Source organism: Bacillus sp. sid0103 (assembly GCF_019219025.1).
Window position 1 is genome coordinate 26,403 of sequence record NZ_JAHUWN010000005.1, and the last position, 24,020, is coordinate 50,422.

Here is a 24,020-nt window from a genome sequence, read left to right on the forward strand (position 1 = left end):
GCTTTGTTTAAGATTGTATTGGCGCTATGTTGATTGGAGCGGAAGGCGCTCGACTCCTGCGGGAAAAGCGGGTCAAGGGAGACCCCGCAGGTGCTGAGTGTCTGGAGCGGAAATCAACATCCCCATTTTAACGCGGGCCAATTGGAAAAAATCTCAATCCTGTGAATGAGATTGCATTTGTTAAATAACTATGCTATAATTTCAACTTGTGAGTAATGAATAATTGCTCCTTGCCCAAACGGGCCGTTTAGACCAAAAGGAGGTGACTGTGATGAATAAGTACGAAATCATGTACATCATCCGCCCAAATATTGAAGATGAAGCTAAAAAAGCTCTTGTTGAGCGTTTTAATTCTATTCTTCTTGAAAATGGAGCGGAGACTGCGGAAACAAAGGATTGGGGTAAGCGTCGTTTAGCTTACGAAATCAATGACTTCCGTGACGGTTATTACGAAATCGTAAAAACTACTTCTTCAGCTGCTGCAGTTCAAGAATTTTCTCGTCTTGCAAAAATCAGCGAAGATATCATTCGCCACTTAGTAATTAGAGAAGACGCTTAATATATATTAGAAATTTATTGGTAAAAACGTTTCACGTGGAACATTTTTCCAAACAAAAAGGAGTTGATTCTGATGATGAATCGTGTCGTACTTGTTGGCCGTTTAACAAAAGATCCTGATTTGCGTTATACACCAAACGGGGTCCCTGTTGCTACCTTTACTTTAGCAGTTAACCGACCATTTTCTAGTCAGTCAGGTGATCGTGAAGCAGACTTTATTAACTGTGTTGTTTGGCGTAAACCTGCTGAAAATGTGGCGAACTTCTTAAAAAAAGGCAGCCTTGCAGGTGTTGATGGCCGCATTCAAACCCGCAACTATGAAGGACAAGATGGTAAACGTGTCTATGTTACCGAAGTCCAAGCAGAGAGTGTTCAGTTCTTAGAACCTAGAAACGCATCTGGTGGTGGCGGTGGTAGAAACGATAATGATTACTTCGGTGCTCCACCTAGGGAACCACAAAGTGCTCCTTATGGCGGCGGCAATCAGAATCAACGTCCAAACCAAAACGCAAATAAAGGTTATACAAGAATGGACGAGGATCCGTTTGCTGGCAATGGTCAAATTGACATTTCCGATGACGACCTTCCATTCTAAACAACCTTAAATGAACGATAATTTGAATAAGAAAAAAGGAGGGAATTTTCATGGCAGGAGGACGTAAAGGCGGTCGCGCGAAACGCCGTAAAGTATGTTACTTCACTTCAAATGCAATCACAAAGATTGACTATAAAGATGTGGATTTACTTAAAAAGTTTATCTCTGAGCGTGGAAAGATTTTACCACGTCGTGTAACTGGTACTAGCGCTAAATACCAACGTAAATTAACAGTTGCAATCAAACGTTCACGTCAAATGGCATTACTTCCATTTGTTGCAGGTGAATAATAAATAGATTTAAAAGGCAGTAAGGGTGCTCCCTGCTGCCTTTTTCTTATACTCATGAACTTGTGTCGAATCGATTTTCTCGGGTAAAATAAAGAATAACTTAGTAATAAATAGGGGTGAAGTAGTGAAAGATGTACGCAAGCTGACAGAGGGTGCTGTTTATTTGGCCGCCTTTGCTGCGCTATTATTATTAACGATTTATGTCCCCATCCTTGGGTCATTTCTAAATCTGGTCCTGCCGTTGCCATTTATTTTGTTTTCTTTTAAAAATAATCTGAAATTGATTGCCGCATACTTTTTAGCCGCCATTTTTATCTCGTTTATTGCAGGCTCATTAATGGGTGTTGGGCTTATGCTTGTTTACGGTTCCGTCGGTGTGGTTATTGGATATATGCTCCAAAAAGGCAAAAGCCGAACATTCATATTAATTGCAAGTTCGCTTACATTTATGGTGGGACTAGTTATTACCTACGCAGTCATGGTAGCCTTTTTAAATATGAATATAATCCATGAACTTACGGTGGCATTAAATGAATCCGTTAAAAATTCCGTGGAAATCCTAAGAACAATGGGCAAAGAAGACCAAATCAGTCAATTAAAAGAGCAGAATGCCAATGTGCTTAAGATGATCAAGACGCTGGCACCAAGTATTCTGATCCTGGCATCCATCCTTTCTGCCTTTGTTACGCAATGGCTTTGTTTTCCGATTGCCAAACGATTTGGTGTAAAAGTACAGCCATGGGGCAGTCTTAAGAATATATCCCTGCCGAAGAGTCTTTTATGGTACTATTTAATTGCAATAGGTGCGAACATCCTTATCCACCCGGATGAAGGAACCTACTTATATACTGTGCTAATTAACGCGAGATACATATTAGAAATGTTTTTGGTTTTGCAGGGCCTTTCCTTTTTATTTTATTTTTTCGATCAAAGGTCTGTTGCGAAAGCGATTCGTGTGCTTGTGGTAATTCTTGCTTTCATGATACCAATTTTTCATTATATAATAATGATATTAGGAATTACTGATATTGGGTTTGATTTTAGAAAGCGGTTCGAAAAGCAAGAGTAGACTTCCGTTTAGGAGCTGAAAATTTTGCCTGCATTTTTAGAAAAGCGGTCCATTCGTTACCCTTTTTATGGGTTAATTGCTGTCACAGTGGTACTGCTCATTGTCCTGTATCTATATAATAGGATATTAAGTGTAGCAGGGCTGTTATTAATGTTTTTCCCAATTTACTATATGTTTGTGGTCGATCGCCGCCAAAGAAAAGAAATGGAAGAGTATATCTCGACTCTTTCCTACCGAGTTAAACGAGTAGGCGAAGAGGCACTGATGGAAATGCCAATTGGGATTATGCTCATTAATGAGGAGTATTATATTGAATGGACAAATCCATTTCTTGCCTCTTGTTTTGATCAGGATACCTTGGTGGGAAGATCGCTTTATGATGTCGCAGATACCCTGATTCCGTTAATTAAACAGGAAGTTGAAACAGAGATTATTACCCTTCATCAACGAAAATTTCGCGTGATCCATAAACGTGAGGAACGTCTTTTATACTTTTTCGATGTAACCGAACAAAAAGAGATCGAGAAAATGTATCAAAATGACCGGACTGTTATTTCGATTATCTTTTTAGATAATTATGATGACCTTACCCAGGGAATGGATGACCAAATGCGTGGCAGCATTAATAATTTGGTGACGTCTATCCTAAATAAATGGGCACAGGATAATGGTATTTTTTTAAAAAGAATTTCCTCCGAACGATTTATGGCTGTGTTCAGTGAAGGCATACTTCAAAAGTTGGAAAATGGTAAATTTACGATTCTTGATGAAGTAAGAGAAATGACTTCCAAGCATAATGTGTCGTTTACCTTAAGTATTGGTGTTGGAACAGGAGTGACTTCCCTGCCAGAATTGGGAGTTTTAGCCCAATCAAGCTTGGACTTAGCCTTAGGCAGAGGCGGCGACCAAGTGGCAATAAAATTGCCAAGTGGCAAGGTGAAGTTCTATGGCGGCAAAACGAATCCAATCGAAAAGCGCACGAGGGTTAGAGCGCGAGTGATTTCACATGCACTAAGGGATTTAATCATGGCAAGTGATAAAGTGATCATCATGGGACATAAAAATCCGGACATGGATTCTATTGGTGCTAGCATTGGAATTTATAAAGTCGCACAAATGAATCAGAAGGATGCCTATATTGTTGTCAACTTGCAGGAAATCGACAATGCTGTTAAGCGGCTAATGACGGAAATTCGCCAGCAAGAACAATTGTCTTCCCGCTTTATTGGACCAGAAGAGGCGCTTGAAATCGCTACGGATAAAACCTTGCTTGTTGTGGTTGATACGCATAAACCATCCCTTGTCATCGAAGAACGGCTTCTTAATAAAATTGACAATAAGGTTGTCATTGATCATCATCGCCGCGGTGAAGATTTTATTGCCAATCCGCTCCTTGTTTACATGGAGCCTTATGCGTCGTCGACCTCAGAACTGGTGACTGAGTTTCTTGAATATCAGCCAAAACGAGGTAAAATTGAAATGATTGAAGCGACTGCCCTCTTAGCGGGAATCATCGTTGATACCAAAAGCTTTACACTAAGAACAGGCTCAAGGACGTTTGATGCCGCCTCCTATCTCAGAGCACATGGGGCAGATACCATCCTCGTTCAAAAGTTTTTGAAGGAAGATGTGGATACATATATTAAGAGGTCCAAGTTAATTGAGTCTGTTACCTTTTATCGCGATGGGATTGCTATTGCAAAAGGGTCGGAAAATGATTTTAATGATCAAGTCATTATTGCCCAAGCAGCTGATACCTTGTTAACGATGGACGGTGTGATGGCCTCCTTTGTAATCTCAGCGCGCAGCGAAGGGGTCATTGGCATCAGTGCAAGGTCGCTCGGAAACATCAATGTCCAAGTCATCATGGAGGCCTTAAAAGGCGGAGGGCACCTGACGAACGCCGCCACACAGCTAACTGGTTTATCGATCGCAGAAACGGAAAGTAAATTAAAGCTAGCAATTGATGAATATTTTGAAGGAGTGAAAAAAGAATGAAAGTAATTTTCTTAAAAGATGTGAAAGGTAAAGGGAAAAAGGGTGAAGTCAAGAATGTAGCTGACGGTTATGCCCATAATTTTTTACTTAAACAAGGTTTAGCGAAGGAAGCGAATAACGCTAATATCAGTACACTCGATGCCCAAAAAAAGAAGGAAGAAAAGGCAGCTGCGGAAGAATTAGCTGAAGCAAAAAAATTAAAAGAAGTATTGGATCAAATCACGGTCCAACTATCCGCTAAAGCTGGTGAAGGCGGCCGCTTATTTGGTTCCATTACGACCAAGCAAATTGCGGAAGAATTACAAAAGAAGCACGGCATCAAAATCGATAAACGTAAGATGGAATTAGCAGACGCAATTCGCACGCTTGGCCACACAAAAGTCCCAGTTAAACTCCATCACGATGTGGTTGCGACGTTAACTGTTTCTGTTGCTGAAGTAAAATAAACGGGTTTGTGATGGTAAGTACTTCTGTTACAGAAGTAAAATAAAAATTTGCCAGTGCGAAATGGTTCTGGAACATGATAGAATATAAAAAGTAATCAACGCCATGTGATCGGTCTAAAGCTGGTCACTTTTTTCTTTTGGATTTCATGATATGATAGTTTAGAACTTTGATAATAGATCATCCTCTTCATGATAGGAGGTTTTTTGATAGATGAATGACTTATTTGCAGATCGCATGCCACCACAAAATATTGAGGCCGAACAGGCTGTTTTAGGGGCTATTTTCTTAGAGCCTTCTTCCCTAGTATTAGCTTCAGAGATTTTAATCCCTGAGGATTTTTATCGTGCCGCCCACCAAAAAATATTTAACGTCATGCTTACTCTCAATGACCAAGGGAAAGCAGTTGACCTCGTTACGGTAACAGAGGAACTATCAGCAGCCAAATTGATCGAAGATACCGGCGGCGTTAGTTATTTAGGGGAATTAGCTGCCTCTGTTCCGACGGCTGCCAATATTGAGTATTATGCGAGAATAGTAGAAGAAAAGTCTTTACTTAGAAGATTAATACGCACCGCAACAAGCATTGCTTCCGATGGCTATTCCCGTGAAGATGAAGTAGAGGCTCTGTTAAGTGAAGCCGAGAAAAATATTATGGCGGTGGCCCAGCGCAAGAATGCTGGTGCCTTCCATAATATTAAAGACGTGCTTGTTCGTACGTATGACAATATTGAGGAAATGCATAACCGTGTCGGTGACATTACCGGGATTTCAACTGGATTTGCTGAACTAGACCGAATGACAGCTGGATTCCAGCGCAATGATTTAATCATTGTGGGTGCCCGTCCTTCCGTGGGTAAAACCGCGTTCGCCTTAAATATCGCTGCCAATGTAGCGACAAAAACGGGTGAAAATGTAGCGATTTTCAGTCTCGAGATGGGTGCCGAACAGTTGGTCATGCGTATGCTTTGTTCGGAAGGAAACATCGATGCCCAGCGGCTTCGTACTGGTTCCCTTACCGATGAGGACTGGGGCAAACTGACCATGGCAATGGGCAGTCTCTCCAGTTCCGGAATTTTTATCGACGATACTCCAGGGGTGCGCATCAGTGATATCCGCTCCAAATGCCGTCGTTTGCAGCAAGAGCATGGTTTAGGAATGATCCTCATTGATTACTTGCAGCTGATCTTAGGGAGCGGCCGTTCCGGCGAGAACCGTCAACAGGAAGTTTCAGAAATCTCACGTTCCCTAAAGCAATTAGCCCGTGAGCTGAAAGTCCCTGTTATTGCCCTTTCCCAGCTTTCCCGTGGAGTGGAACAACGTCAAGACAAGCGACCAATGATGTCTGATATCCGTGAATCAGGAAGTATCGAGCAGGATGCCGATATCGTAGCCTTCTTGTACCGTGATGACTACTACGACAAGGAATCCGAGAATAAGAATATTATCGAAATCATCATCGCCAAGCAGCGTAACGGTCCAACAGGAACGGTTTCGTTAGCCTTTGTAAAAGAATACAATAAATTCGTCAACCTCGAGACACGGTATAACGATGCTCCTGGGGCGTAGATTTTAAAGGTTAGCCAAATTTTATTTGGCTGGCCTTTTTTTGGTAGGTTTGAGAACTAATGAAGCGGTTGATGATACCTATAGAGGCAGAATAAAGCAGGCCAACGGTAACCATAGGAGTTGTATGATGCCCGTTAAGGTAGAAAAGCAGCCTAACGGTAACCAAAGGGGTCGTATGATGCCCATAGAGGCAGAAAAAAGCAGGCCAACGGTAACCATAGGAGTTGTATGATGCCCGTTAAGGTAGAAAAAGCAGCCTAACGGTAACCATAGATATTACAAAAGGGTAATTAAATGAACTTAATCATTTGGTATAACATAATTTGCAGACTTTCCGTGACCGATTTGTTTATAGTACTTTGAAAGAATCCTCCTAATAGTTTTCTCCGATTTAACAATCTTACACCAGTCCTGAACAACCTTTGTGGTAATTTTTTGCTCGGGAAAAAGAAGTATCAATTCAGCGACACTCCTTACCACAGCTGACTCCACTTCCTCTGTGCAGCCGCAATGGCCACACTTCAATTTCGATCCCTGAATCTCAGAATAGAAGAAGTAGCACTGTGGACAAAGAATTCCTTTTTCTAGTTTTTCATAATGGTACCCTGGTAAGTACGGATAAGGTGACTCTACTTTATGCAGAGCAACTAATTGTTCCGCCAACTTGTAGTGTTTTTTATTTAGATTAACTGGCCTCGCATTTAACTTTTTCAAAAAACGGTTCATTTGTGAGTGAAAGACGAGTGATGGATTGATGGAGGTTATATATAGGTGAAACTCGGGGTTAACGAAGATTAGATACGATTCAAGCGGATAATGATAGCCAAGGTCGCGGAGCAATGCTCGAAGTAAGGTCTCACAGCGTTCTAGTTGGTGGACCGGATTCTTTACATCTTTTCTAGCACTCGAATACCATTTATCACCTTCCACATAGTAGTCACCTTCGAAATTTTTGACGTCCAAAAGGTAAATCTTATCTTGGGATATAAGTAACGTATCAATTTGGAATTTAGAATTATTATACTCCAGTAATAAATCATGGATGATTAGCCATCCCTCTGAAAGTCCTTCTAACCATAGATCACTCTTTTTCTCCCCTTCATAGCCTTTTATAAGGACAGTATAATTACTTACTTCCTTATCTGACAAATGCATGCGCGCATTTAAAGATCTCAACAGGATAATTTTCAGTGGTTCCAAACGAGGCTTAATGAGCATAGTCCACATCCTATTCATTATTTTAAGAAACTATAATTCTATTTTATGGAAAAAGATCCAAACTTACAAGAGAGAGTCATAAATTAATATTTTACGAACATAATATAATGTTAATAAATAAACGTTCGTGTTTTGTTTGCTTTTAACTACAAAAGTTGGTAAACTTGTCTATGGAAAATAGAAAAACGTATATAATTTGGAGGTGCCTTATATGTCATCAGTAGTAGTTGTTGGGACGCAATGGGGAGACGAAGGTAAGGGGAAAATTACAGATTTCCTTTCTGAAAATGCCGAGACAATTGCCCGTTATCAGGGAGGAAATAATGCAGGCCACACCATACAGTTCAACGGAGAAACGTACAAATTGCACCTAATTCCATCTGGAATTTTTTATAAAGAAAAAATCTGTGTCATTGGAAACGGAATGGTTGTTGATCCAAAGGCACTTGTTACAGAACTTGCTTATTTACATGAAAAGGGCATTACAACGGATAATCTTCGCATTAGTAACCGTGCTCATGTGATTCTTCCGTATCACTTAAAACTTGATGCGGTCGAAGAAGAAAGTAAAGGCGCAAATAAAATCGGGACAACCAAAAAAGGAATTGGACCAGCTTACATGGATAAAGCAGCGCGTGTCGGGATTCGAATTTCTGATCTGCTTGAACGCGATGTGTTTGAAGAAAAGCTTGAACGTAATTTGGAAGAGAAAAACCGTTTGTTTGAACGTATTTATGAAACAACTGGATTTACGAAAGAAGAAATCCTCGACGAGTATTATGAATATGGTCAACAATTTAAGAAGTATGTTTGTGATACATCCGTTGTCTTAAATGATGCCTTAGATGAGGGCAAACGCGTTCTGTTTGAAGGGGCACAAGGGGTTATGCTTGATATTGACCAGGGTACCTATCCATTTGTAACTTCATCTAATCCAGTAGCTGGCGGCGTGACAATTGGTTCCGGGGTTGGACCATCAAAAATCACTCATGTGGTTGGAGTATGCAAGGCGTACACCTCTCGTGTTGGTGACGGGCCATTCCCAACAGAATTAAATGATGAAATTGGCAATCGCATCCGTGAAGTTGGCCGTGAATATGGCACAACCACAGGTCGTCCGCGTCGGGTTGGCTGGTTTGACAGTGTCGTTGTCCGCCATGCCCGTCGTGTCAGCGGTTTAACCGACCTGTCGCTCAATTCAATTGACGTTTTAACAGGGATTGAAACCTTAAAGATCTGTACAGCTTATAGTTACAAAGGTGAGCTAATTACGGAATATCCTGCAAGCTTGAAGGTATTAGCACAATGCGAACCTGTTTATGAAGAGCTTCCAGGCTGGACAGAAGATATTACGGGAGTGAAAACATTAGACGAATTGCCTGTCAATGCCCGCCATTATGTGGAACGTGTGACCCAGCTAACTGGTATTCCATTAACCACATTCTCAGTGGGGCCAGATCGCAATCAAACAAATGTTGTCCGCAGCCCGTGGAGACAAATTTAAAAGCGGTACCTCTTTGACGCATAATTAGTTAGACGTAATGAATGAAATGAAGCCCTCATTTTTGAGGGCTTCAAACTTTTTAAAAAGTTTTTTTAAAAAAGTATTGCGTTTAATAGATAATCCGTGCTATTATAAAAAGCGTCGTCACGATACGACAGAAGAAAAAACAAGTACGAGCCATTAGCTCAGTTGGTAGAGCATCTGACTTTTAATCAGAGGGTCGAAGGTTCGAGTCCTTCATGGCTCACCATAGTTTTTTGCGACAGCAAAATAACTTTCAATAATATGGCCCCTTGGTCAAGTGGTTAAGACACCTCCCTTTCACGGAGGTAACACGGGTTCGAATCCCGTAGGGGTCATGGCTTTTGGTTGTCAGGAAGAGACTGGCAAGGACGGTTTCCTTGCTGACAATCAATTAATTTTGGTCTGGTAGTTCAGTTGGTTAGAATGCCTGCCTGTCACGCAGGAGGTCGCGGGTTCGAGTCCCGTCCAGACCGCCATATAGTGGCTCAGTAGCTCAGTCGGTAGAGCAAAGGACTGAAAATCCTTGTGTCGGCGGTTCGATTCCGTCCTGAGCCATAAAAAAAGAAGCTTGCAAATGCAGGCTTCTTTTTTTGTTGTAATCTTATTGTAATAAACAAATCTATTTTTAGAAAAAAACGATCCGTTCCTGTCGAAATTTGTAATAATTGCTCCTCCTTCTTCGGAACTAGAAAAACCCTGATTTAATAGGATTTCCCCCCTATTCTTTAAAAAGATAAAGTAGCCGAATGTCAGTAATTATTCATTTTTGTTACATTATGTTGACTATTAATCTATTTACAAAAAATTATGGTAAAGTAAATTAGGTCTAAAATTCTGGAAAATTCATTAATGCTAGAAAACAATAGATTAATAGGGTTTTACCGTGGTTTAGGGAGGAAAAATGTTATTTTTAGATAAGTTATCTCATGCTAAAAAGTTATTACTCAAAACGACAATTGTGACCACCATGGCAACATCGCTGATTGCCTTTAGCAATGGTCCTGTCGCGTTTGCTGATGAATCGCAATCATCGAAGGATTATCATGTATATCTTGAAGGTACATATATAGGCAATGTAACGGATAAGAATGTGGTGAATAAAATCGTTGCTGAAAAAGTTAGTGAAACTGATCTTGCTCAGCAGGTGAAAAACATTCCGTATCAAGTATTCCCAAATGCTGAAAAAGAGTCTGAATCGGTTCCTACCATTCGAAATATCTTTCAGCTTCAAACAGAGGCTGCTGCCATCATGATTGATGGAAAACCTGTTGTTTATGTTGAAGATCAACCAACAGCGGAAGAAGTCATGAAGAAGCTGATCCATCAGTATGTGCCAGCAGATCAATTAGCAGAACTCCAAGCGAGAAAAGCTTCAGGCAATACGACATTACCGGCCTTAAAAGAAAATGAGTCTCGTTTATTAGACGTACGACTATCTAAAAATGTTTCATTTTCAAATGAAAATACGGCTCCAGAGAAAATTATCTCAGCCGACGAAGCAGTTACCTTTTTACAAAAAGGGACGCTAGAAGAAAAGAAATATGTGATTAAAGAAGGCGATGTACTTGAAATCATTGCTGATGATCACAACATGAAGCTGGCGGACATTTTAGACGTGAATCCTGGATTATCAAAAGATTCACTTTTGAAGATTGGCTCGCAAATTAATTTGACTGTTCCAAAACCGTTTATTGAAGTAATTGTTGAGAAAGAAGTAAACAAAAAGGAAGAAATTCCCTATAAACATACAGTGGTTGAGGACAAGTCGCTGTTAAAAGGGAAAAAGAAGGTTAAACAAGAAGGTAAAAGCGGCTCGCGCTCCGTTACCTATAAAATTTCTGAACAAAGTGGTGTAACCGTAAACAAGGCTGAGGTTAAGGAAACGATCCTGAAACAGCCTGTTGATGAGATTGTCATCAAAGGAACCAAAGTGATTCCATCACGCGGTGACGGTACCTTTGCCTGGCCAACAGTAGGTGGGTACATCTCCAGTAAGCAGGGTCCTAGATGGGGCAGAATGCATAAAGGGATTGATATTGCCAGACCAAGCAACAGAACCATCAAGGCAGCGGACAATGGCGTGGTTGTTTCTGCAGGCTGGGGCGGCGGTTATGGCAATAAAATTGTGATTGACCATCGTAATGGGTTCCGCACGCTATATGGCCATATGTCATCTCTTAAGGTAAGAGTAGGTCAAACGGTTTCCAAGGGTTCCGCCATTGGAATAATGGGGGCTACCGGAGATGCTACAGGTGTACACTTGCATTTTGAAGTATATAAAAACGGCAGCTTAGTAAATCCACTTTCTTATTTAAGATAAAAGGTGAGTCTCTAGTAAATGCTAGAGACTCTTCTTATTTTTAGGCTATGGTAAAGTCTATTGTTGATTTTGGCACTCTGTTGATTGGAGAGGAAGGCACGAAGACTCCTGCGGGAGAACGGGGCATGGGAGACCCCACAGGAGCGCAGCGACAAGGAGGCTCCCCGGATCGCCCGCGGAAAGCGAAGCGCCTGGAGCGGAAATCAACAGAAAGGTTTAACAGAGCTTATTTTTAAATAAGGCTTTATTAATGCAATAATTGCTACTATCGATTAATGCCATTCTTACCAAATGGTTATAGGTGAATTTATGCCAATAACATGATACAGTAAAATAGTATAGTTATGACTTCTAGTAAAATTTGATTAAATAGATTAAAACGACTAATTGAAAAGGAGCAATGGTATGGAAAAGAAAATTCTTGTGGTCGATGATGAAAAACCTATTGCTGATATTCTTCAGTTTAACTTAAAAAAAGAAGGATACATCGTTTATTGTGCTTATGATGGGAATGAAGCGCTTGAGTTGGTTGACGAAATACAACCGGACTTAATCCTTTTAGATATAATGCTTCCTTTACGGGACGGGATGGAAGTGTGCCGTGAAGTCCGTAAGAAATATGAAATGCCGATTATCATGCTGACGGCGAAGGATTCTGAAATTGATAAGGTTTTAGGACTTGAGCTCGGTGCAGATGATTATGTGACGAAACCGTTTAGTACGAGAGAACTAATTGCCCGCGTTAAGGCGAATTTGCGTCGTCACCAGCAAGTACTGTCACAGACCGATGCTGAAACTGAAACGAATGAAATTGAAATTGGCTCTCTGACGATTCATCCAGATGCCTATATCGTTTCAAAACGTGGTGAGTCAATTGAATTGACACATCGTGAATTTGAATTGCTTTACTATTTAGCCAAGCATATCGGCCAAGTGATGACAAGGGAACACCTCTTGCAAACCGTTTGGGGGTACGATTACTACGGTGATGTGCGGACAGTGGATGTAACGGTTAGAAGATTGCGGGAAAAAATTGAGGACAGTCCTAGCCATCCAACCTGGATTGTTACACGGCGCGGGGTAGGATACTATTTACGCAATCCTGAACAGGAGTAACAAAGAATGAAAAAGGTTGGTTTCTTTCGCTCTATACACGTAAAATTCGTTATCATCTATGTCCTCCTTATATTAGTGGCCATGCAAATTATTGGTGTTTATTTTGTCAAACAGCTCGAAGAAACATTACGGACAAACTTCCAAACATCGTTAAAACAACGGGTTGATTTGCTTGCCTATAATATTGTCGAGGAAATGGAGAAAGAAAGAACACCTGAAGATCCAACACTCGAAGAAGATATCAAGAAAATCCTACGAGACTTTGATGCAGGTGATATATCAGAAGTTCAGGTAATTGAAAACAGGTCCCTTAAAATTCTTGGTACCTCCCATCCTAGTAACCAAGGGGTGGTTGGCCAGCGGACCACTAAACTTCAAGTGAAGCAATCGATGGTTTTAGAAGAGGATCAAAGTGCAATTAATATAGATAAACCAACCGGACATCGGATTTGGGTCCTCTCTACCCCAATAAAGTCCGGAAAAAAGGTCATCGGTGCGATTTACTTGGTAGCCAAAATTGAGAATGTCTTTGAACAAATGAAAACAATCAATAAGATTTTTGCCACCGGTACAGCGATTGCCTTATCGATTACAGCGGTGTTGGGTATTTTGTTAGCTCAAACGATTACCAGGCCGATTGCCGATATGAAAAAGCAGGCTTTGGCAATGACCAAGGGTAATTTTTCACGGAAAGTTAAGGTCTATGGCAATGATGAAATTGGAACACTGGCGGTTACCTTTAATAATTTAACAAAGAAACTGCAGGAAGCGCAGGCGATGACCGAAGGGGAACGAAGGAAACTTTCCTCTGTTTTGTCTTATATGACAGATGGAGTGATTGCCACCGATCGGAAAGGCCGCGTCATATTGATCAATGAACCCGCGGCTGAAATGCTGAATGTTTCACGTGAAACAGTGCTGACACAGCCTATCGTGTCGTTACTTGATTTAGATGATACTAATTCCTTTGAAGACTTATTGGAAGAAAAGGATTCCATTATTTTAGATTATAGTACCAAGAAAGAGCGTTATTTCTTGCGTGCGAATTTCTCTGTTATTCAAAAAGAGACGGGATTTGTCAATGGATTAATTGCGGTCCTCCATGATATTACCGACCAAGAAAAAATTGATGCGGAACGGAGAGAGTTTGTCGCCAATGTATCCCATGAACTGCGGACACCACTGACAACGATGAGGAGTTACTTAGAGGCCCTTGCAGATGGAGCATGGCGAGATGAGGAGATTGCTCCGAACTTTTTAGAAGTGACGCGGACTGAAACGGAACGAATGATTCGTCTAGTGAATGACCTGCTCCAGCTTTCAAAAATGGATAGTACGGATTATCGGCTGACGATTGAGTGGGTTAACTTTGTTGATTTCTTTGACCGCATCATCGACAGGTTTGAAATGTCCAAGGAACAAAATGTTACGTTTAAACGAAAGCTTCCAAAGCATGCCATCTTTGTTGAAGTGGATGAAGATAAAATGACACAGGTTTTATACAATATTATTTCCAATGCCTTAAAGTACTCACCAGAAGGCGGCCAAGTCACTTTTTCGATTAAAGAAATGGACGATAAAATTATTGTGAGCATTTCAGACCAAGGGGTTGGAATTCCAAAAGAGAATATTAAAAATATTTTTGACCGTTTTTATCGTGTTGATAAAGCGAGAACGCGGAAATTAGGCGGTACAGGCCTAGGTTTGGCGATTGCAAAGGAAATGGTTAATGCTCATGGCGGGGCAATCTGGGCAACAAGTGAGGAAGGAAAGGGAACAAAAATCTCCTTTTCACTCCCATATGAACGTTCTGAAGAGGATGATTGGTCATGAGATACGAAAATATTAAATCAGGGATTCTAACTGTACTAGTTTTGGTCAGTATCTTGTTAACTTGGAACCTTTGGACGTACCAACCGAACTATGAAACGATGGAAAGCAGCGAAAATGTAAAAGAGGTCTCGTTAAGTGAAAAACAAGAGGTTCAAAAAATTGTTCGTCCTGATCAGCTGTTGTATCATGTGAAAGGCCAGCATTACGGGACGAACAACACAACCGAGATTGAAAAGGTCATTAAGGAAATGAGCGGTTGGGCCTTCTTTGATGTTAAAAAATATACGAATGAAGACAAAAACTTCAAAGAATTAATTCATGGCAGCGGCAATACAGAAATTAAATTCCCAGGGGAAGTTCCAATTGAATTATACCGGAGTGTATTAAACATCGAAGGGAAAAAAATCCCTTCTTTTAACTTCAATAGGATGATCATCAATGTGGAGAATTCAGTCAAGGAAAATGGGATTGTTTACTTTGTTTCCACCGTGAATCAGCAAGTTTATATTAGTCATATTTCAACGGCTAATTTAAATGAGTTTAAACATGATTTTTATCAGAAGGCGGCAAAGTTCCCAAAACATTTGGCATTTCAAGCATCTGATAAACGGACTATTTTCCTGCCAGAAACAGTCACGGAGATGACGACCTATAAATATTTGCCGGTTACGCTTGATTCTGAAGAGTTCAAAGAAGCCCTTTTTAGCGACCCTAGTTTTGTCCAAAAGAGTTTTGTCCCTACAGGAGAAGAGTACACGAGCGATTCTAGTAAAATGACCGTGAATTTTGAAAGTAATCTTCTACGTTATGTCAATCCGACCGTAGAGGAGAATTATATCAATACTTCCTATGATTTAGTGAAACGGAGCATTGATTTTGTCAATGAACATGGAGGGTGGACCGATCCTTATCGTTATGTTTATAAAAATGAATATACCCACTCTGTAACCTTTCGCTTGTATAGCAGGGACGGTTATCCTGTCTTCAGTGGAAATGGGATTTCGGAAATTAGTGAAGTGTGGGGCCGCGATGAGATCAATAAATATATTCGGCCTAACATTGCCTTAGAACTCCCATTAACAACGGAGATGGTAAAGGTGACCCGTCCTTCAGGACATGACGCCTTGAAATTTTTACAAAACAAAAAGAATTTTAAACCAGGGCTCCTAGAAGATATGGTCTTGGGCTATCGCATGGATCGGGATTCAAAGGAGAATAAGCTAATCGTCTTAGAACCTGCCTGGTTCTATCTCTATGATAAATCATGGGGAGAGATTACGATGGAAGAGCTAGGAGGAATGCAGCATGGATTGGAGTAAGATAAAAACTATTTTTATTATTACTTTCTTAATCTTAGATGTGTATCTCTTATACCAATTCATGAAAATCCGAGACGCTAATAAATATGAGGTGATAACCGAGGCCTCGTTTGAAGAAAAGCTAAAAGCGGATGAGATTAAGTATGTCGACCTTCCCAAGGACCCCATTCAGGCCCAGTATCTCAGTGCAAAGCCAAAGGTCTTTAGTCAGGTGGATGTTGATAAGCTGAAGGAAAAACCTGTGGCCATTAGGGGAACAGGAACGACAACGCTCCATGTTACATTAGAGAAGCCAATCAAGATTACGGCAAAGTTTGAACCTGCTGAATTATCTACTTTTATAAACGATAATGTCCTTTTTGGTGAAGATTATCAATTTGGAGAGAAAAGTGACAAGGAGCAATCAGTCACTTACTTTCAGACCTCTGGGAATGTCCCTTTATTTAAAAACATTAATGGGATGATTACTTTTAAAATTGGTAAAGGGAATCAAATTGTCTCCTACGATCAGACCTACCTGGTGGAGATGGAAAAGTTAACGGCCAAGGAAGAAATTTTGCCGCCGTTGAAGGCGATTGAAACCTTGCACCAGAAGGGGATGCTGAAGTCAAAGAGCAATATAACCGCAATTGAACTTGGTTATTCCACGCTGATTCAGCTGGCGGCGTCCCAAGTATTAGCGCCCACATGGCGCTTTGAAGTCGATGGCAAGGAGAGCCTATTTGTGAACGCATTTGAAGGCCAGATAATTCAATTTAGCAGCGATGAAAAAAGTAAAGTGGAGTGAAATCGTATGTCTTTAAGTTATAGCATTCTCGCAAGCGGGAGTACAGGAAACGCGCTATATGTGGAGTCTGATGAACATTCGTTTCTTGTAGATGCGGGGTTTAGCGGCAAGCAAATGGAAGCTCTGTTTGGACAAATTGATCGTGATATTAGTAAGCTTTCCGGAATATTTGTGACGCATGAGCACAGTGATCATATTAAAGGAATTGGTATTCTCGCGCGTAAATACAATCTGCCTGTGTATGCGAATGAAAAAACGTGGCGGGCAATGGAAGGTTCAGTGGGTGCCATTCCGACTGAGCAAAAGTTTGTCTTCAATATGGAAACCGTGAAGAGTTTTGGTTCGGTGGATATTGAGTCATTCGGGGTCTCCCATGATGCGGCCGAGCCAATGTTCTACGTGTTTCATCATGGTGGGAAAAAACTCGTCCTGATCACAGATACAGGCTATGTTAGTGACAGAATGAAGGGAACCATCTCGAATGCCGACGTGTATATTTTTGAATCCAACCATGATGTTCAAATGCTGCGGATGGGCCGATATCCTTGGAATATTAAGCGAAGAATTTTAAGTGACCTAGGCCATGTTTCCAATGAGGATGCGGCACTAGCGATGAGTGATGTAATTGGTGATCAGACCAAGCGAATCTATCTTGCACATTTAAGCATGGACAATAACATGAAGGACTTAGCAAAAATGGCGGTCACCCAAACCTTGCAGGAACGTGGCCTGATAGTGGGTGAACAATTCGGACTCTATGATACAGACCCAAAAATACCAACAGCCTTAACAGCTGTATAGCATTTTAAAAGAACGAAGAGCCTTTTTATAGGCACTTTGTTCTTTTTTTATTTATTAGGCTGTGTTTAATGTAACTCTGGATACTTAAACCGTTGATCTACGTTCCAGGCGCGAGATTCCTGTGGGAGTACGGGGGTAGGGAGACCTCGCACAGGCGCTATGCGCCGAGGAGGCTCCCCGCGCAACTCCCGCGAACCGCACGCGCCTAGAGCGTAAATCAACATTCCAACATAACACAGCCAGCCATTTATTAAAAATCTATGAACAAAGTGGTAAGTTTTTATTAACACAAGGTAATTATTTAGTAATTTACAGAATAGCGAGTATAATTGTAATTATAAGCCAAAATAAACGGTAGCAATCTTTTCGGAAAGTGAGGAATGTTGTAAGTGGGTTATTATGATGATCATTCACAAAACCGCTTCAGGGAACAGAAAGGAAATAGAGGTGGGGTGTTCCTTGCTAGCATCGTTGGTGCAATCATTGGGGCTATCTTAGTTTTCATTGCCATTCCTACCCTATCAAGCCGGGGGATTCTTCCCTATCAAATTGAAACAAATGAAAACAATGCAGTAGAATCCAATACCAATAATAATAATCAGAATTTCACCCAAAAGCAGATTTCTTATGATGTGAATACAAATACAACGAAAGCAGTTGAAAAGGCTGCAGATGCGGTGGTTGGAATTAATAATATCCAGTCATCCAACTTTTGGACCGACGAAGAAGGCGGGTCAGAAGAAGCAGCTGGAACGGGCTCAGGAGTCGTCTATAAAAAAGCAGGCGGCAAAGCCTATGTTGTCACGAATCACCATGTCGTTGAAGGAGCAACAAAGCTAGAGGTAAGTTTTAGTGATGGCACTAAGATACCAGCTAAGCTGCTCGGCAGTGATGTCTGGACTGATTTGGCTGTACTTGAAGTTGATGCGGCCAAGATTAAAAAGGTAGCAGAATTCGGTGATTCTGACAGCTTAAAAATGGGCGAACCAGTAATCGCCATCGGGAACCCACTGGGCGCAACCTTCTCAGGGTCTGTCACACAAGGTATTATCTCTGGACTGAAGCGAACAATTCCCGTGGATATTAATCAGGATGGGCTGATCGACTGGAATGCGGAAGTACTGCAAACCGATGCCGCGATCAATCCTGGTAACAGCGGCGGGGCGTTGATTAATATTGCTGGTCAGCTTATTGGTATAAACTCGATGAAGATTGCGGAAAATGCTGTAGAAGGAATTGGTTTATCGATTCCTATTAACTCTGCACGACCAATCATTGACGACCTTGAAAAGTTTGGCACGGTTAAGCGTCCATATATGGGTGTTGATTTAAAATCAGTCTCTGAAATTCCTGCCTACTATCAAGAAGAAGCACTTAAATTACCTCGTAGTATCAATTATGGGGTAGCCTTACGACAAGTCGTACCGAATTCGCCAGCAGCTCAAGCAGGATTACAAGAGTTGGATGTAATCGTAGAGATGGATGGAGAAAAAATTAATGATGTCATCGATCTTAGGAAGCATTTGTACCAGAAAAAGAAAATTGGCGAGCAATTGAAGATTAAATTTTACCGTGATGGGAAGCTAAAGCAAACGACTTTAACATTATCAGCAGATACAACCCAATAATGCTGCGAAAAAACAGGAAAGTGAACAAGTCACTTTCTTGTTTTTTTTATGTTATTATGTATAAGTTATTGAGGGATCTCGGATGATAGTGAGTTAAAACGTAAACAATAACGATAAAGTAGAAATGTAGGAAAGGTTGACGGTAAAAATGATTTATAGCTGTGAGGAACATGTGGATATTGCCTTAGATGAGATTGTGGATGAATTTGAGACATTTCCGGTTTTATCAAAAATAGATGGGGATAACTTATCAACACACTGTGAATATTGTCAAAATCCAGCTACATATGTTGTGGCGAACAAGTGATTCCATACAAGATGTGGATAAAAAATGTGAATATGTGGATAACTTCTGTGGATATCTTGTTTGTAAACTGTTTGTAATCAAGTTGTAAAGGGCTGTGGATTGTGAATATCTCCATTATTACGGTTGGCAAATTAAAAGAGAAATATTTAAAGCAAGGAATTGAGGAATATTTAAAACGACTAACTGCTTACGCGAAGGTCGATGTCATTGAAGTTGCCGATGAAAAGGCACCTGAGGAATTAAGTGAGTTAGAAATGGTGCAAGTGAAGCAAAAAGAAGGCGAACGAATTTTAGCAAAGATTAGCCAAGATACATATGTCATTGCCTTAGCTATCCAAGGAAAATTAGGATCCTCTGAAAATCTTGCAGAATCATTAGATAAACTTGCAACCTATGGAAAAAGTAAAATCGCCTTTGTGATAGGCGGATCGTTGGGTTTAAGTGAGGAAGTCATCAAAAGATCGAATGAGCAGCTGTCATTTTCGCGGATGACCTTCCCCCACCAGTTGATGAGGCTCATCCTGGTCGAGCAGATTTATCGGGCGTTTCGGATTAATCGGAATGAACCGTACCATAAGTAAATGAGATTTTTTTATTAAACAAAGGGCAAAAGCTCTTTGTTTTTTTATTGCTAATCTTAATTCAGCTCTATTATCACGATAGAAACTTTATTTAAAGAAATGAAGATAGTAGCTGCAAATAATTAAAGTTCATATTTTATTCAAATGTTATGTGAAAATAATCACAAACTAGATGATATACTACCGTTGTTACCGTGAGATTATTAAAAACTAATATTTTTAGTGAAAGTAAAATTATTGGTTTTTAATTTTATATAGTTCACAGTATGAATCAATGTTTTTTTATAATTGGTCAATAATAAAAGATGTACATCTAACAGGGGGTTGAACAGCATGAATGTATGGGAGCAAGTATATAATCCATTGAGTAACATTTGGTTGTCTGCTAGTATAGCTGCCATTCCTATATTCTTATTTATTGTAATGCTCACAGTTTTTAAATTAAAAGGGTATATGGCAGGACTCTACAGTATAATTGTTGCCGGAATTGTTGCAGTCTTTATCTATAAAATGCCTGCGATCTTAGTTTTAATGTCTGCAATATATGGAATATTAGCTGGTATATGGCCGGTGGCTTCTATTGTCTTTGCTGCTATTTTCCTTTATAAAATAACCGTAAAAACAGGCAAATTTACTATTATCGAAAATAGTATCTCTTTTATTACAGCCGATCAAAGATTACAAGTTTTAATTGTAGCATTCTCATTTGGAGCATTTTTGGAAGGAGCTGCAGGATTTGGAGCACCTGTTGCGATAACAGCGGCCATTTTAGTAGGACTTGGATTTAGTCCTATATATGCAGCAAGTCTTTGTTTGATTGCAAACATTGCAGGTGGTGCTTATGGAGCGATGGGTATCCCAGTAACTGTTCCTTCCCTGCTTACAGGGTTAGATGGTCTTGTTGTTGGAAGATATACGGCATTTGTCCTTCCAATCTTAAGTATAGTAGTAGCATTCTTACTAATTTTTATCATTGATGGGTTGAAAGGGATTAGACAAACCTTCCCAGCAGTACTAGTCAGCGGTGTTTCATTTGCACTTACACAGGCAATGGTTCTAACTTTCTTAGGTGCTGAACTTGCAGATATCTTTGCTGCCATTGTGAGCTTAGTGGCACTAGCATTGTTTTTGCAAGTATGGAAACCGAAAGAAATTTTCCGCATTAATAAAGAAAAGATGGTAGATAGACAGATTAAATACCCTTTTGGAAAAATTGCTTATGCTTGGCTGCCATTTATATTTTTAACCTTATGTGTTACTTTGTTTAACTTATCTTTTTTCAAAAATTTATTTATTCCAGGTGGTCCTTTAGAAAAGTTGGTATTATTACTGCCAATTCCAGGATTAAATAATTTAGTCATTAAGCATGCACCAATAGTTCCGCAAGATACACCATATGCGGCAGTATTTAAATTAGATTTATTTTCATCTACTACAACAGCAATTATCATTACAATCATTGTCGCAAGCATTCTCTTTCGCTGCAGCAGTAAGTTACTGTTGGACACTACAAAAGAAACGGCAAAAGAATTATTCTCACCAGTCCTAACAATTTGCAGTGTACTTGCTTTTGCATATATTTGTACTTACTCTGGTATGTCGTCAACACTCGGTTTAGCTTTTGCTTCAACCGGTGCGGTATTTCCGTTATTCTCACCCGTACTAGGATGGTTAGGAGTATTTTTAACAGGCAGTGTTGTAAACAGCGGTTCCTTATTTGCGCCACTTCAATCTGTCACTGCTTCACAAATTGGCATAGCACCTGAAACAATGGTTGCTGTCAATGTAATGGGGGGGACAATGGCCAAAATGATTTCACCTCAATCTATCGCTGTTGCAGCCGCAGCAGTTGGAATAGCAGGAAAAGAAAGTGAATTATTTAAAGTGACAATTAAATATAGTTTAGGCTTACTTGTTGTAATTGGAATAATTAGTTGGTTAATATTTTAAATTTTTTCATTCGAAGGGAGATTAATGATCATGAATAAAGAAAAAGTAAATCGCATTGTTCTAGTTGGAACAGGTGCTGTAGGTTGCAGTTATGCGTATTCATTGATTAACCAGGGAGTTGCTGAGGAATTAGTCCTCATTGATGTAAATGAAGCAAAATCTGAAGGAGAGGCGATGGATCTTAACCACGGAATGCCGTTTGCACCTTCACCAATAAACGTTTGGAGCGGTTCTTATCAAGATTGCAGCAGTGCGGACTTAGTTGTTATTACTGCTGGATTGGCACAAAAGCCAGGTGAAACCCGATTAGAATTAGTTGAAAAAAATACGAAAATATTTAAACAAATTGTAAAAAGCATTATGGAAAGTGGATTCAATGGAATCTTCTTAGTGGCAACAAATCCAGTAGATATCTTAACGTATGTAACCTGGAAAGAATCAGGACTACCAAAAGAACGTGTAATCGGTTCAGGGACGGTATTAGACTCTGCACGGCTAAGGTTTGCACTAGGGAAGTACTTCAATGTTGATACAAGAAATGTTCATGCAGCTATTATTGGTGAACATGGAGATACAGAGCTTCCTGTTTGGAGCCATTCCATGATAGGAATTGAGCATGTCGATAAGGTTCTGGAACGGAAGGGAGATTTAAAAAAAGAATGTCTAGATAACATTTTCGTTAACGTCCGTGATGCTGCTTATCAGATTATTGAACGTAAAGGGGCAACGTATTATGGAATAGGAATGTCCCTTGTTCGGATTACGAAAGCAATCCTTAATAATGAAAACAGTATCCTGACAGTATCTGCATATCTAAACGGAGAATATGGACAAAATGATGTATATATCGGAGTTCCAGCAAAAATTAATCGTGCTGGCATTCAAGAAATAGTTGAAATTGAGCTCAATGATAAGGAAAAAGAACAATTCAATCATTCTGTTTTAGTACTAAAAGAAACGATGAAACCGGTAATTTAAGAATTAGTACTGGCTACTTTAATCAATTTAATATAAATACAAATGATGTTAAAAATAACCTCATATAGATTGATCACGGTGAAACTTACCATAAATGGAGGCGGTGTATTAAGGAAACACTTTTTAATTATTACTAGTTTTTTAAATTTGAAAATAAAAAACGCACTGATTATTAGTGCGTTTTTTACGGTTTTGGTGTGCTATTTATAATTTTGTACTCCAAAACTATACGAATTATCGTTAAGAGTGCCCTGCTTCTTTTCAAAGGATCTGCTATAGTACATAATTACTCAGCTTGCCGATCTTTTCTACTTCCACAGATACGATGTCACCAGACTTCATTGGACAACTTCCAGCAGGTGAACCAGTAGCCAAAATATCACCCGGCTCCAATGTCATAATTTGTGAAACCCAGCTGATAAGGAAAGGGATCGACAACGACATCTGGTTAGTATTGCCATCCTGTACGACTTCTCCATTTAAAGTAGTAACGATTCGTAAATTAGTTGGATCAATACCTGTCACGATACACGGACCCAACGGCCCAAAAGTGTCAAATCCTTTGCCGCGGGTAAATTGGGGATCTTTTTTTGTAAGATCTCTTGCCGTTACATCGTTAAATATTGTACAGCCAAATACATAATCAAACGCTTCTTCTTCTTTTATATTCTTGCCTCTTTTCCCAATAACGAGTGCTACTTCCCCTTCTAGCTCGACCTGCTGGGTTAAATGATTTGGCGGAAGAGTAATTTCACCACGATCTGGAATCAAGGAAGTGGTAGGCTTTAAAAATAGAAAGGGTTCTTTGAGGTTGGCTGTTCCACCCGTTTCTTTTGCGTGTCCGGCATAGGTCCAGCCGAAATTAATTATTTTTGAGGGTATTACAGGCTCTACTATTTTCACATCATCATATTTAACTCGTACTCCATCAAATTTTAGTTCATTGTTTACAATTTCAGTAAAATTACTGGTCAATTGTAAAATTTCGTTATCCTCAACGATCCCGTAATATATTTCACCGTTACGATTCTGATAACGAACTATCGTTTGTGTTCGCTTCAGCAATTGTAATCCCATTTATGATCACTCCATCGAAATAATTGTTGTTCTTTCAGTCTAGATGTTTATCGT

The 24,020-nt window shown here is 40.0% G+C and carries 21 protein-coding genes and 4 tRNA genes; 23 read left to right on the forward strand and 2 right to left on the reverse strand.

Translation table 11 applies throughout. The features are described 5' to 3' along the window. Nucleotides 1–271: 271 nt before the first annotated feature. The 7 genes from rpsF (at nucleotide 272) to dnaB (ending at nucleotide 6,523) form a co-directional block, all read left to right on the forward strand. Nucleotides 272–559, forward strand: coding sequence for a 30S ribosomal protein S6 (rpsF, locus tag KW850_RS07170; RefSeq protein ID WP_218346887.1), 288 nt, complete (start codon nucleotides 272–274; stop codon nucleotides 557–559). A 72-nt stretch (nucleotides 560–631) separates the two neighbouring features. Continuing rightward, nucleotides 632–1,153 (forward strand): single-stranded DNA-binding protein, encoded by a 522-nt coding sequence (gene ssb, locus KW850_RS07175; RefSeq protein WP_218346888.1) that lies wholly within the window; start codon nucleotides 632–634, stop codon nucleotides 1,151–1,153. A 50-nt stretch (nucleotides 1,154–1,203) separates the two neighbouring features. Further along, nucleotides 1,204–1,443 (forward strand): 30S ribosomal protein S18, encoded by a 240-nt coding sequence (rpsR, locus tag KW850_RS07180; RefSeq protein WP_218346889.1) that lies wholly within the window; start codon nucleotides 1,204–1,206, stop codon nucleotides 1,441–1,443. Between the two features lie 124 nt (nucleotides 1,444–1,567). Continuing rightward, nucleotides 1,568–2,512, forward strand: a complete 945-nt coding sequence (locus KW850_RS07185) for a YybS family protein (RefSeq protein ID WP_218346890.1) — start codon at nucleotides 1,568–1,570, stop codon at nucleotides 2,510–2,512. Between the two features lie 24 nt (nucleotides 2,513–2,536). Beyond that, nucleotides 2,537–4,510, forward strand: a complete 1,974-nt coding sequence (locus tag KW850_RS07190; RefSeq protein ID WP_218346891.1) for a DHH family phosphoesterase — start codon at nucleotides 2,537–2,539, stop codon at nucleotides 4,508–4,510. Next, nucleotides 4,507–4,956, forward strand: a complete 450-nt coding sequence (gene rplI, locus KW850_RS07195) for a 50S ribosomal protein L9 (protein WP_218346892.1) — start codon at nucleotides 4,507–4,509, stop codon at nucleotides 4,954–4,956. Before KW850_RS07190 ends, rplI begins: the two co-directional genes overlap by 4 nt. 211 nt (nucleotides 4,957–5,167) lie before the next feature. Further along, on the forward strand, nucleotides 5,168–6,523 hold the full coding sequence (dnaB, locus tag KW850_RS07200; protein WP_218346893.1) for a replicative DNA helicase: 1,356 nt from the start codon (nucleotides 5,168–5,170) through the stop codon (nucleotides 6,521–6,523). Nucleotides 6,524–6,823: 300 nt separating this feature from the next. On the opposite strand, the gene KW850_RS07205 is transcribed toward dnaB, so the two are convergent. Then, nucleotides 6,824–7,741: a nuclease-related domain-containing protein gene (locus KW850_RS07205; protein WP_218346894.1), complete on the reverse strand. Its 918-nt coding sequence runs from the start codon at nucleotides 7,739–7,741 to the stop codon at nucleotides 6,824–6,826. A gap of 211 nt (nucleotides 7,742–7,952) precedes the next feature. On the opposite strand from KW850_RS07205, the gene KW850_RS07210 reads away from it, so the two are divergent. From KW850_RS07210 to KW850_RS07285, 16 genes are all read left to right on the forward strand, one after another. Beyond that, the gene (locus KW850_RS07210; protein WP_218346895.1) at nucleotides 7,953–9,245 is read left to right on the forward strand and encodes an adenylosuccinate synthase; all 1,293 of its coding nucleotides are present in this window, start codon (nucleotides 7,953–7,955) and stop codon (nucleotides 9,243–9,245) included. A 174-nt stretch (nucleotides 9,246–9,419) separates the two neighbouring features. Further along, a tRNA-Lys gene (locus KW850_RS07215) sits at nucleotides 9,420–9,495 on the forward strand. 37 nt (nucleotides 9,496–9,532) lie between these two features. Next, nucleotides 9,533–9,604 (forward strand) — tRNA-Glu (locus KW850_RS07220). A 64-nt stretch (nucleotides 9,605–9,668) separates the two neighbouring features. Next, nucleotides 9,669–9,745, forward strand: a tRNA-Asp gene (locus KW850_RS07225). 6 nt (nucleotides 9,746–9,751) lie between these two features. Then, nucleotides 9,752–9,824: transfer RNA gene (locus tag KW850_RS07230), tRNA-Phe, on the forward strand. Between the two features lie 346 nt (nucleotides 9,825–10,170). Beyond that, complete coding sequence (locus KW850_RS07235) at nucleotides 10,171–11,589, forward strand: peptidoglycan DD-metalloendopeptidase family protein (RefSeq protein WP_218346896.1); 1,419 nt, start codon at nucleotides 10,171–10,173, stop codon at nucleotides 11,587–11,589. Nucleotides 11,590–11,994: 405 nt separating this feature from the next. Further along, nucleotides 11,995–12,705 (forward strand): response regulator YycF, encoded by a 711-nt coding sequence (gene yycF, locus KW850_RS07240; RefSeq protein WP_218346897.1) that lies wholly within the window; start codon nucleotides 11,995–11,997, stop codon nucleotides 12,703–12,705. A 6-nt stretch (nucleotides 12,706–12,711) separates the two neighbouring features. Then, nucleotides 12,712–14,538, forward strand: a complete 1,827-nt coding sequence (walK, locus tag KW850_RS07245; RefSeq protein ID WP_218346898.1) for a cell wall metabolism sensor histidine kinase WalK — start codon at nucleotides 12,712–12,714, stop codon at nucleotides 14,536–14,538. Further along, nucleotides 14,535–15,857 (forward strand): YycH family regulatory protein, encoded by a 1,323-nt coding sequence (locus KW850_RS07250; RefSeq protein ID WP_218346899.1) that lies wholly within the window; start codon nucleotides 14,535–14,537, stop codon nucleotides 15,855–15,857. The genes walK and KW850_RS07250 overlap by 4 nt, the downstream gene beginning before the upstream one ends. Continuing rightward, nucleotides 15,844–16,644 (forward strand): two-component system regulatory protein YycI, encoded by an 801-nt coding sequence (locus KW850_RS07255; protein WP_218346900.1) that lies wholly within the window; start codon nucleotides 15,844–15,846, stop codon nucleotides 16,642–16,644. Before KW850_RS07250 ends, KW850_RS07255 begins: the two co-directional genes overlap by 14 nt. 6 nt (nucleotides 16,645–16,650) lie before the next feature. Further along, complete coding sequence (locus KW850_RS07260; RefSeq protein ID WP_218346901.1) at nucleotides 16,651–17,445, forward strand: MBL fold metallo-hydrolase; 795 nt, start codon at nucleotides 16,651–16,653, stop codon at nucleotides 17,443–17,445. 389 nt (nucleotides 17,446–17,834) lie between these two features. After that, entirely contained in the window at nucleotides 17,835–19,073 is a 1,239-nt protein-coding gene (locus KW850_RS07265; protein ID WP_218346902.1) for a S1C family serine protease, read from the forward strand. A gap of 148 nt (nucleotides 19,074–19,221) precedes the next feature. Further along, entirely contained in the window at nucleotides 19,222–19,380 is a 159-nt protein-coding gene (locus tag KW850_RS07270) for a CxxH/CxxC protein (protein ID WP_218346903.1), read from the forward strand. A gap of 101 nt (nucleotides 19,381–19,481) precedes the next feature. Continuing rightward, nucleotides 19,482–19,961 carry a 23S rRNA (pseudouridine(1915)-N(3))-methyltransferase RlmH gene (rlmH, locus tag KW850_RS07275; RefSeq protein ID WP_218346904.1) on the forward strand — a complete coding sequence of 160 codons (480 nt, stop codon included), beginning with the start codon at nucleotides 19,482–19,484 and terminating at the stop codon, nucleotides 19,959–19,961. A gap of 333 nt (nucleotides 19,962–20,294) precedes the next feature. Then, nucleotides 20,295–21,911: a lactate permease LctP family transporter gene (locus tag KW850_RS07280; protein WP_218346905.1), complete on the forward strand. Its 1,617-nt coding sequence runs from the start codon at nucleotides 20,295–20,297 to the stop codon at nucleotides 21,909–21,911. 30 nt (nucleotides 21,912–21,941) lie between these two features. After that, the gene (locus KW850_RS07285; RefSeq protein WP_218346906.1) at nucleotides 21,942–22,889 is read left to right on the forward strand and encodes an L-lactate dehydrogenase; all 948 of its coding nucleotides are present in this window, start codon (nucleotides 21,942–21,944) and stop codon (nucleotides 22,887–22,889) included. 273 nt (nucleotides 22,890–23,162) lie between these two features. Here the strand turns inward: KW850_RS07285 and KW850_RS07290 are convergent, their stop codons facing one another. Then, nucleotides 23,163–23,966 (reverse strand): fumarylacetoacetate hydrolase family protein, encoded by an 804-nt coding sequence (locus KW850_RS07290; RefSeq protein ID WP_218346907.1) that lies wholly within the window; start codon nucleotides 23,964–23,966, stop codon nucleotides 23,163–23,165. Between the last annotated feature and the right edge of the window lie 54 nt (nucleotides 23,967–24,020).

What these genes read in the sequence shown, in the direction of transcription:
- KW850_RS07250 (WP_218346899.1), top strand. Translation starts at nt 14,535, where the DNA reads ATGAGATACGAAAATATTAAATCAGGGATTCTAACTGTACTAGTTTTG.
- rpsR (WP_218346889.1), top strand. Translation starts at nt 1,204, where the DNA reads ATGGCAGGAGGACGTAAAGGCGGTCGCGCGAAACGCCGTAAAGTATGT.
- KW850_RS07290 (WP_218346907.1), bottom strand. Translation starts at nt 23,966, where the DNA reads ATGGGATTACAATTGCTGAAGCGAACACAAACGATAGTTCGTTATCAG.
- rplI (WP_218346892.1), top strand. Translation starts at nt 4,507, where the DNA reads ATGAAAGTAATTTTCTTAAAAGATGTGAAAGGTAAAGGGAAAAAGGGT.
- walK (WP_218346898.1), top strand. Translation starts at nt 12,712, where the DNA reads ATGAAAAAGGTTGGTTTCTTTCGCTCTATACACGTAAAATTCGTTATC.
- KW850_RS07235 (WP_218346896.1), top strand. Translation starts at nt 10,171, where the DNA reads ATGTTATTTTTAGATAAGTTATCTCATGCTAAAAAGTTATTACTCAAA.
- KW850_RS07260 (WP_218346901.1), top strand. Translation starts at nt 16,651, where the DNA reads ATGTCTTTAAGTTATAGCATTCTCGCAAGCGGGAGTACAGGAAACGCG.
- KW850_RS07205 (WP_218346894.1), bottom strand. Translation starts at nt 7,741, where the DNA reads ATGCTCATTAAGCCTCGTTTGGAACCACTGAAAATTATCCTGTTGAGA.
- yycF (WP_218346897.1), top strand. Translation starts at nt 11,995, where the DNA reads ATGGAAAAGAAAATTCTTGTGGTCGATGATGAAAAACCTATTGCTGAT.
- KW850_RS07255 (WP_218346900.1), top strand. Translation starts at nt 15,844, where the DNA reads ATGGATTGGAGTAAGATAAAAACTATTTTTATTATTACTTTCTTAATC.
- rpsF (WP_218346887.1), top strand. Translation starts at nt 272, where the DNA reads ATGAATAAGTACGAAATCATGTACATCATCCGCCCAAATATTGAAGAT.
- dnaB (WP_218346893.1), top strand. Translation starts at nt 5,168, where the DNA reads ATGAATGACTTATTTGCAGATCGCATGCCACCACAAAATATTGAGGCC.
- KW850_RS07210 (WP_218346895.1), top strand. Translation starts at nt 7,953, where the DNA reads ATGTCATCAGTAGTAGTTGTTGGGACGCAATGGGGAGACGAAGGTAAG.
- KW850_RS07280 (WP_218346905.1), top strand. Translation starts at nt 20,295, where the DNA reads ATGAATGTATGGGAGCAAGTATATAATCCATTGAGTAACATTTGGTTG.
- ssb (WP_218346888.1), top strand. Translation starts at nt 632, where the DNA reads ATGATGAATCGTGTCGTACTTGTTGGCCGTTTAACAAAAGATCCTGAT.
- KW850_RS07270 (WP_218346903.1), top strand. Translation starts at nt 19,222, where the DNA reads ATGATTTATAGCTGTGAGGAACATGTGGATATTGCCTTAGATGAGATT.
- KW850_RS07285 (WP_218346906.1), top strand. Translation starts at nt 21,942, where the DNA reads ATGAATAAAGAAAAAGTAAATCGCATTGTTCTAGTTGGAACAGGTGCT.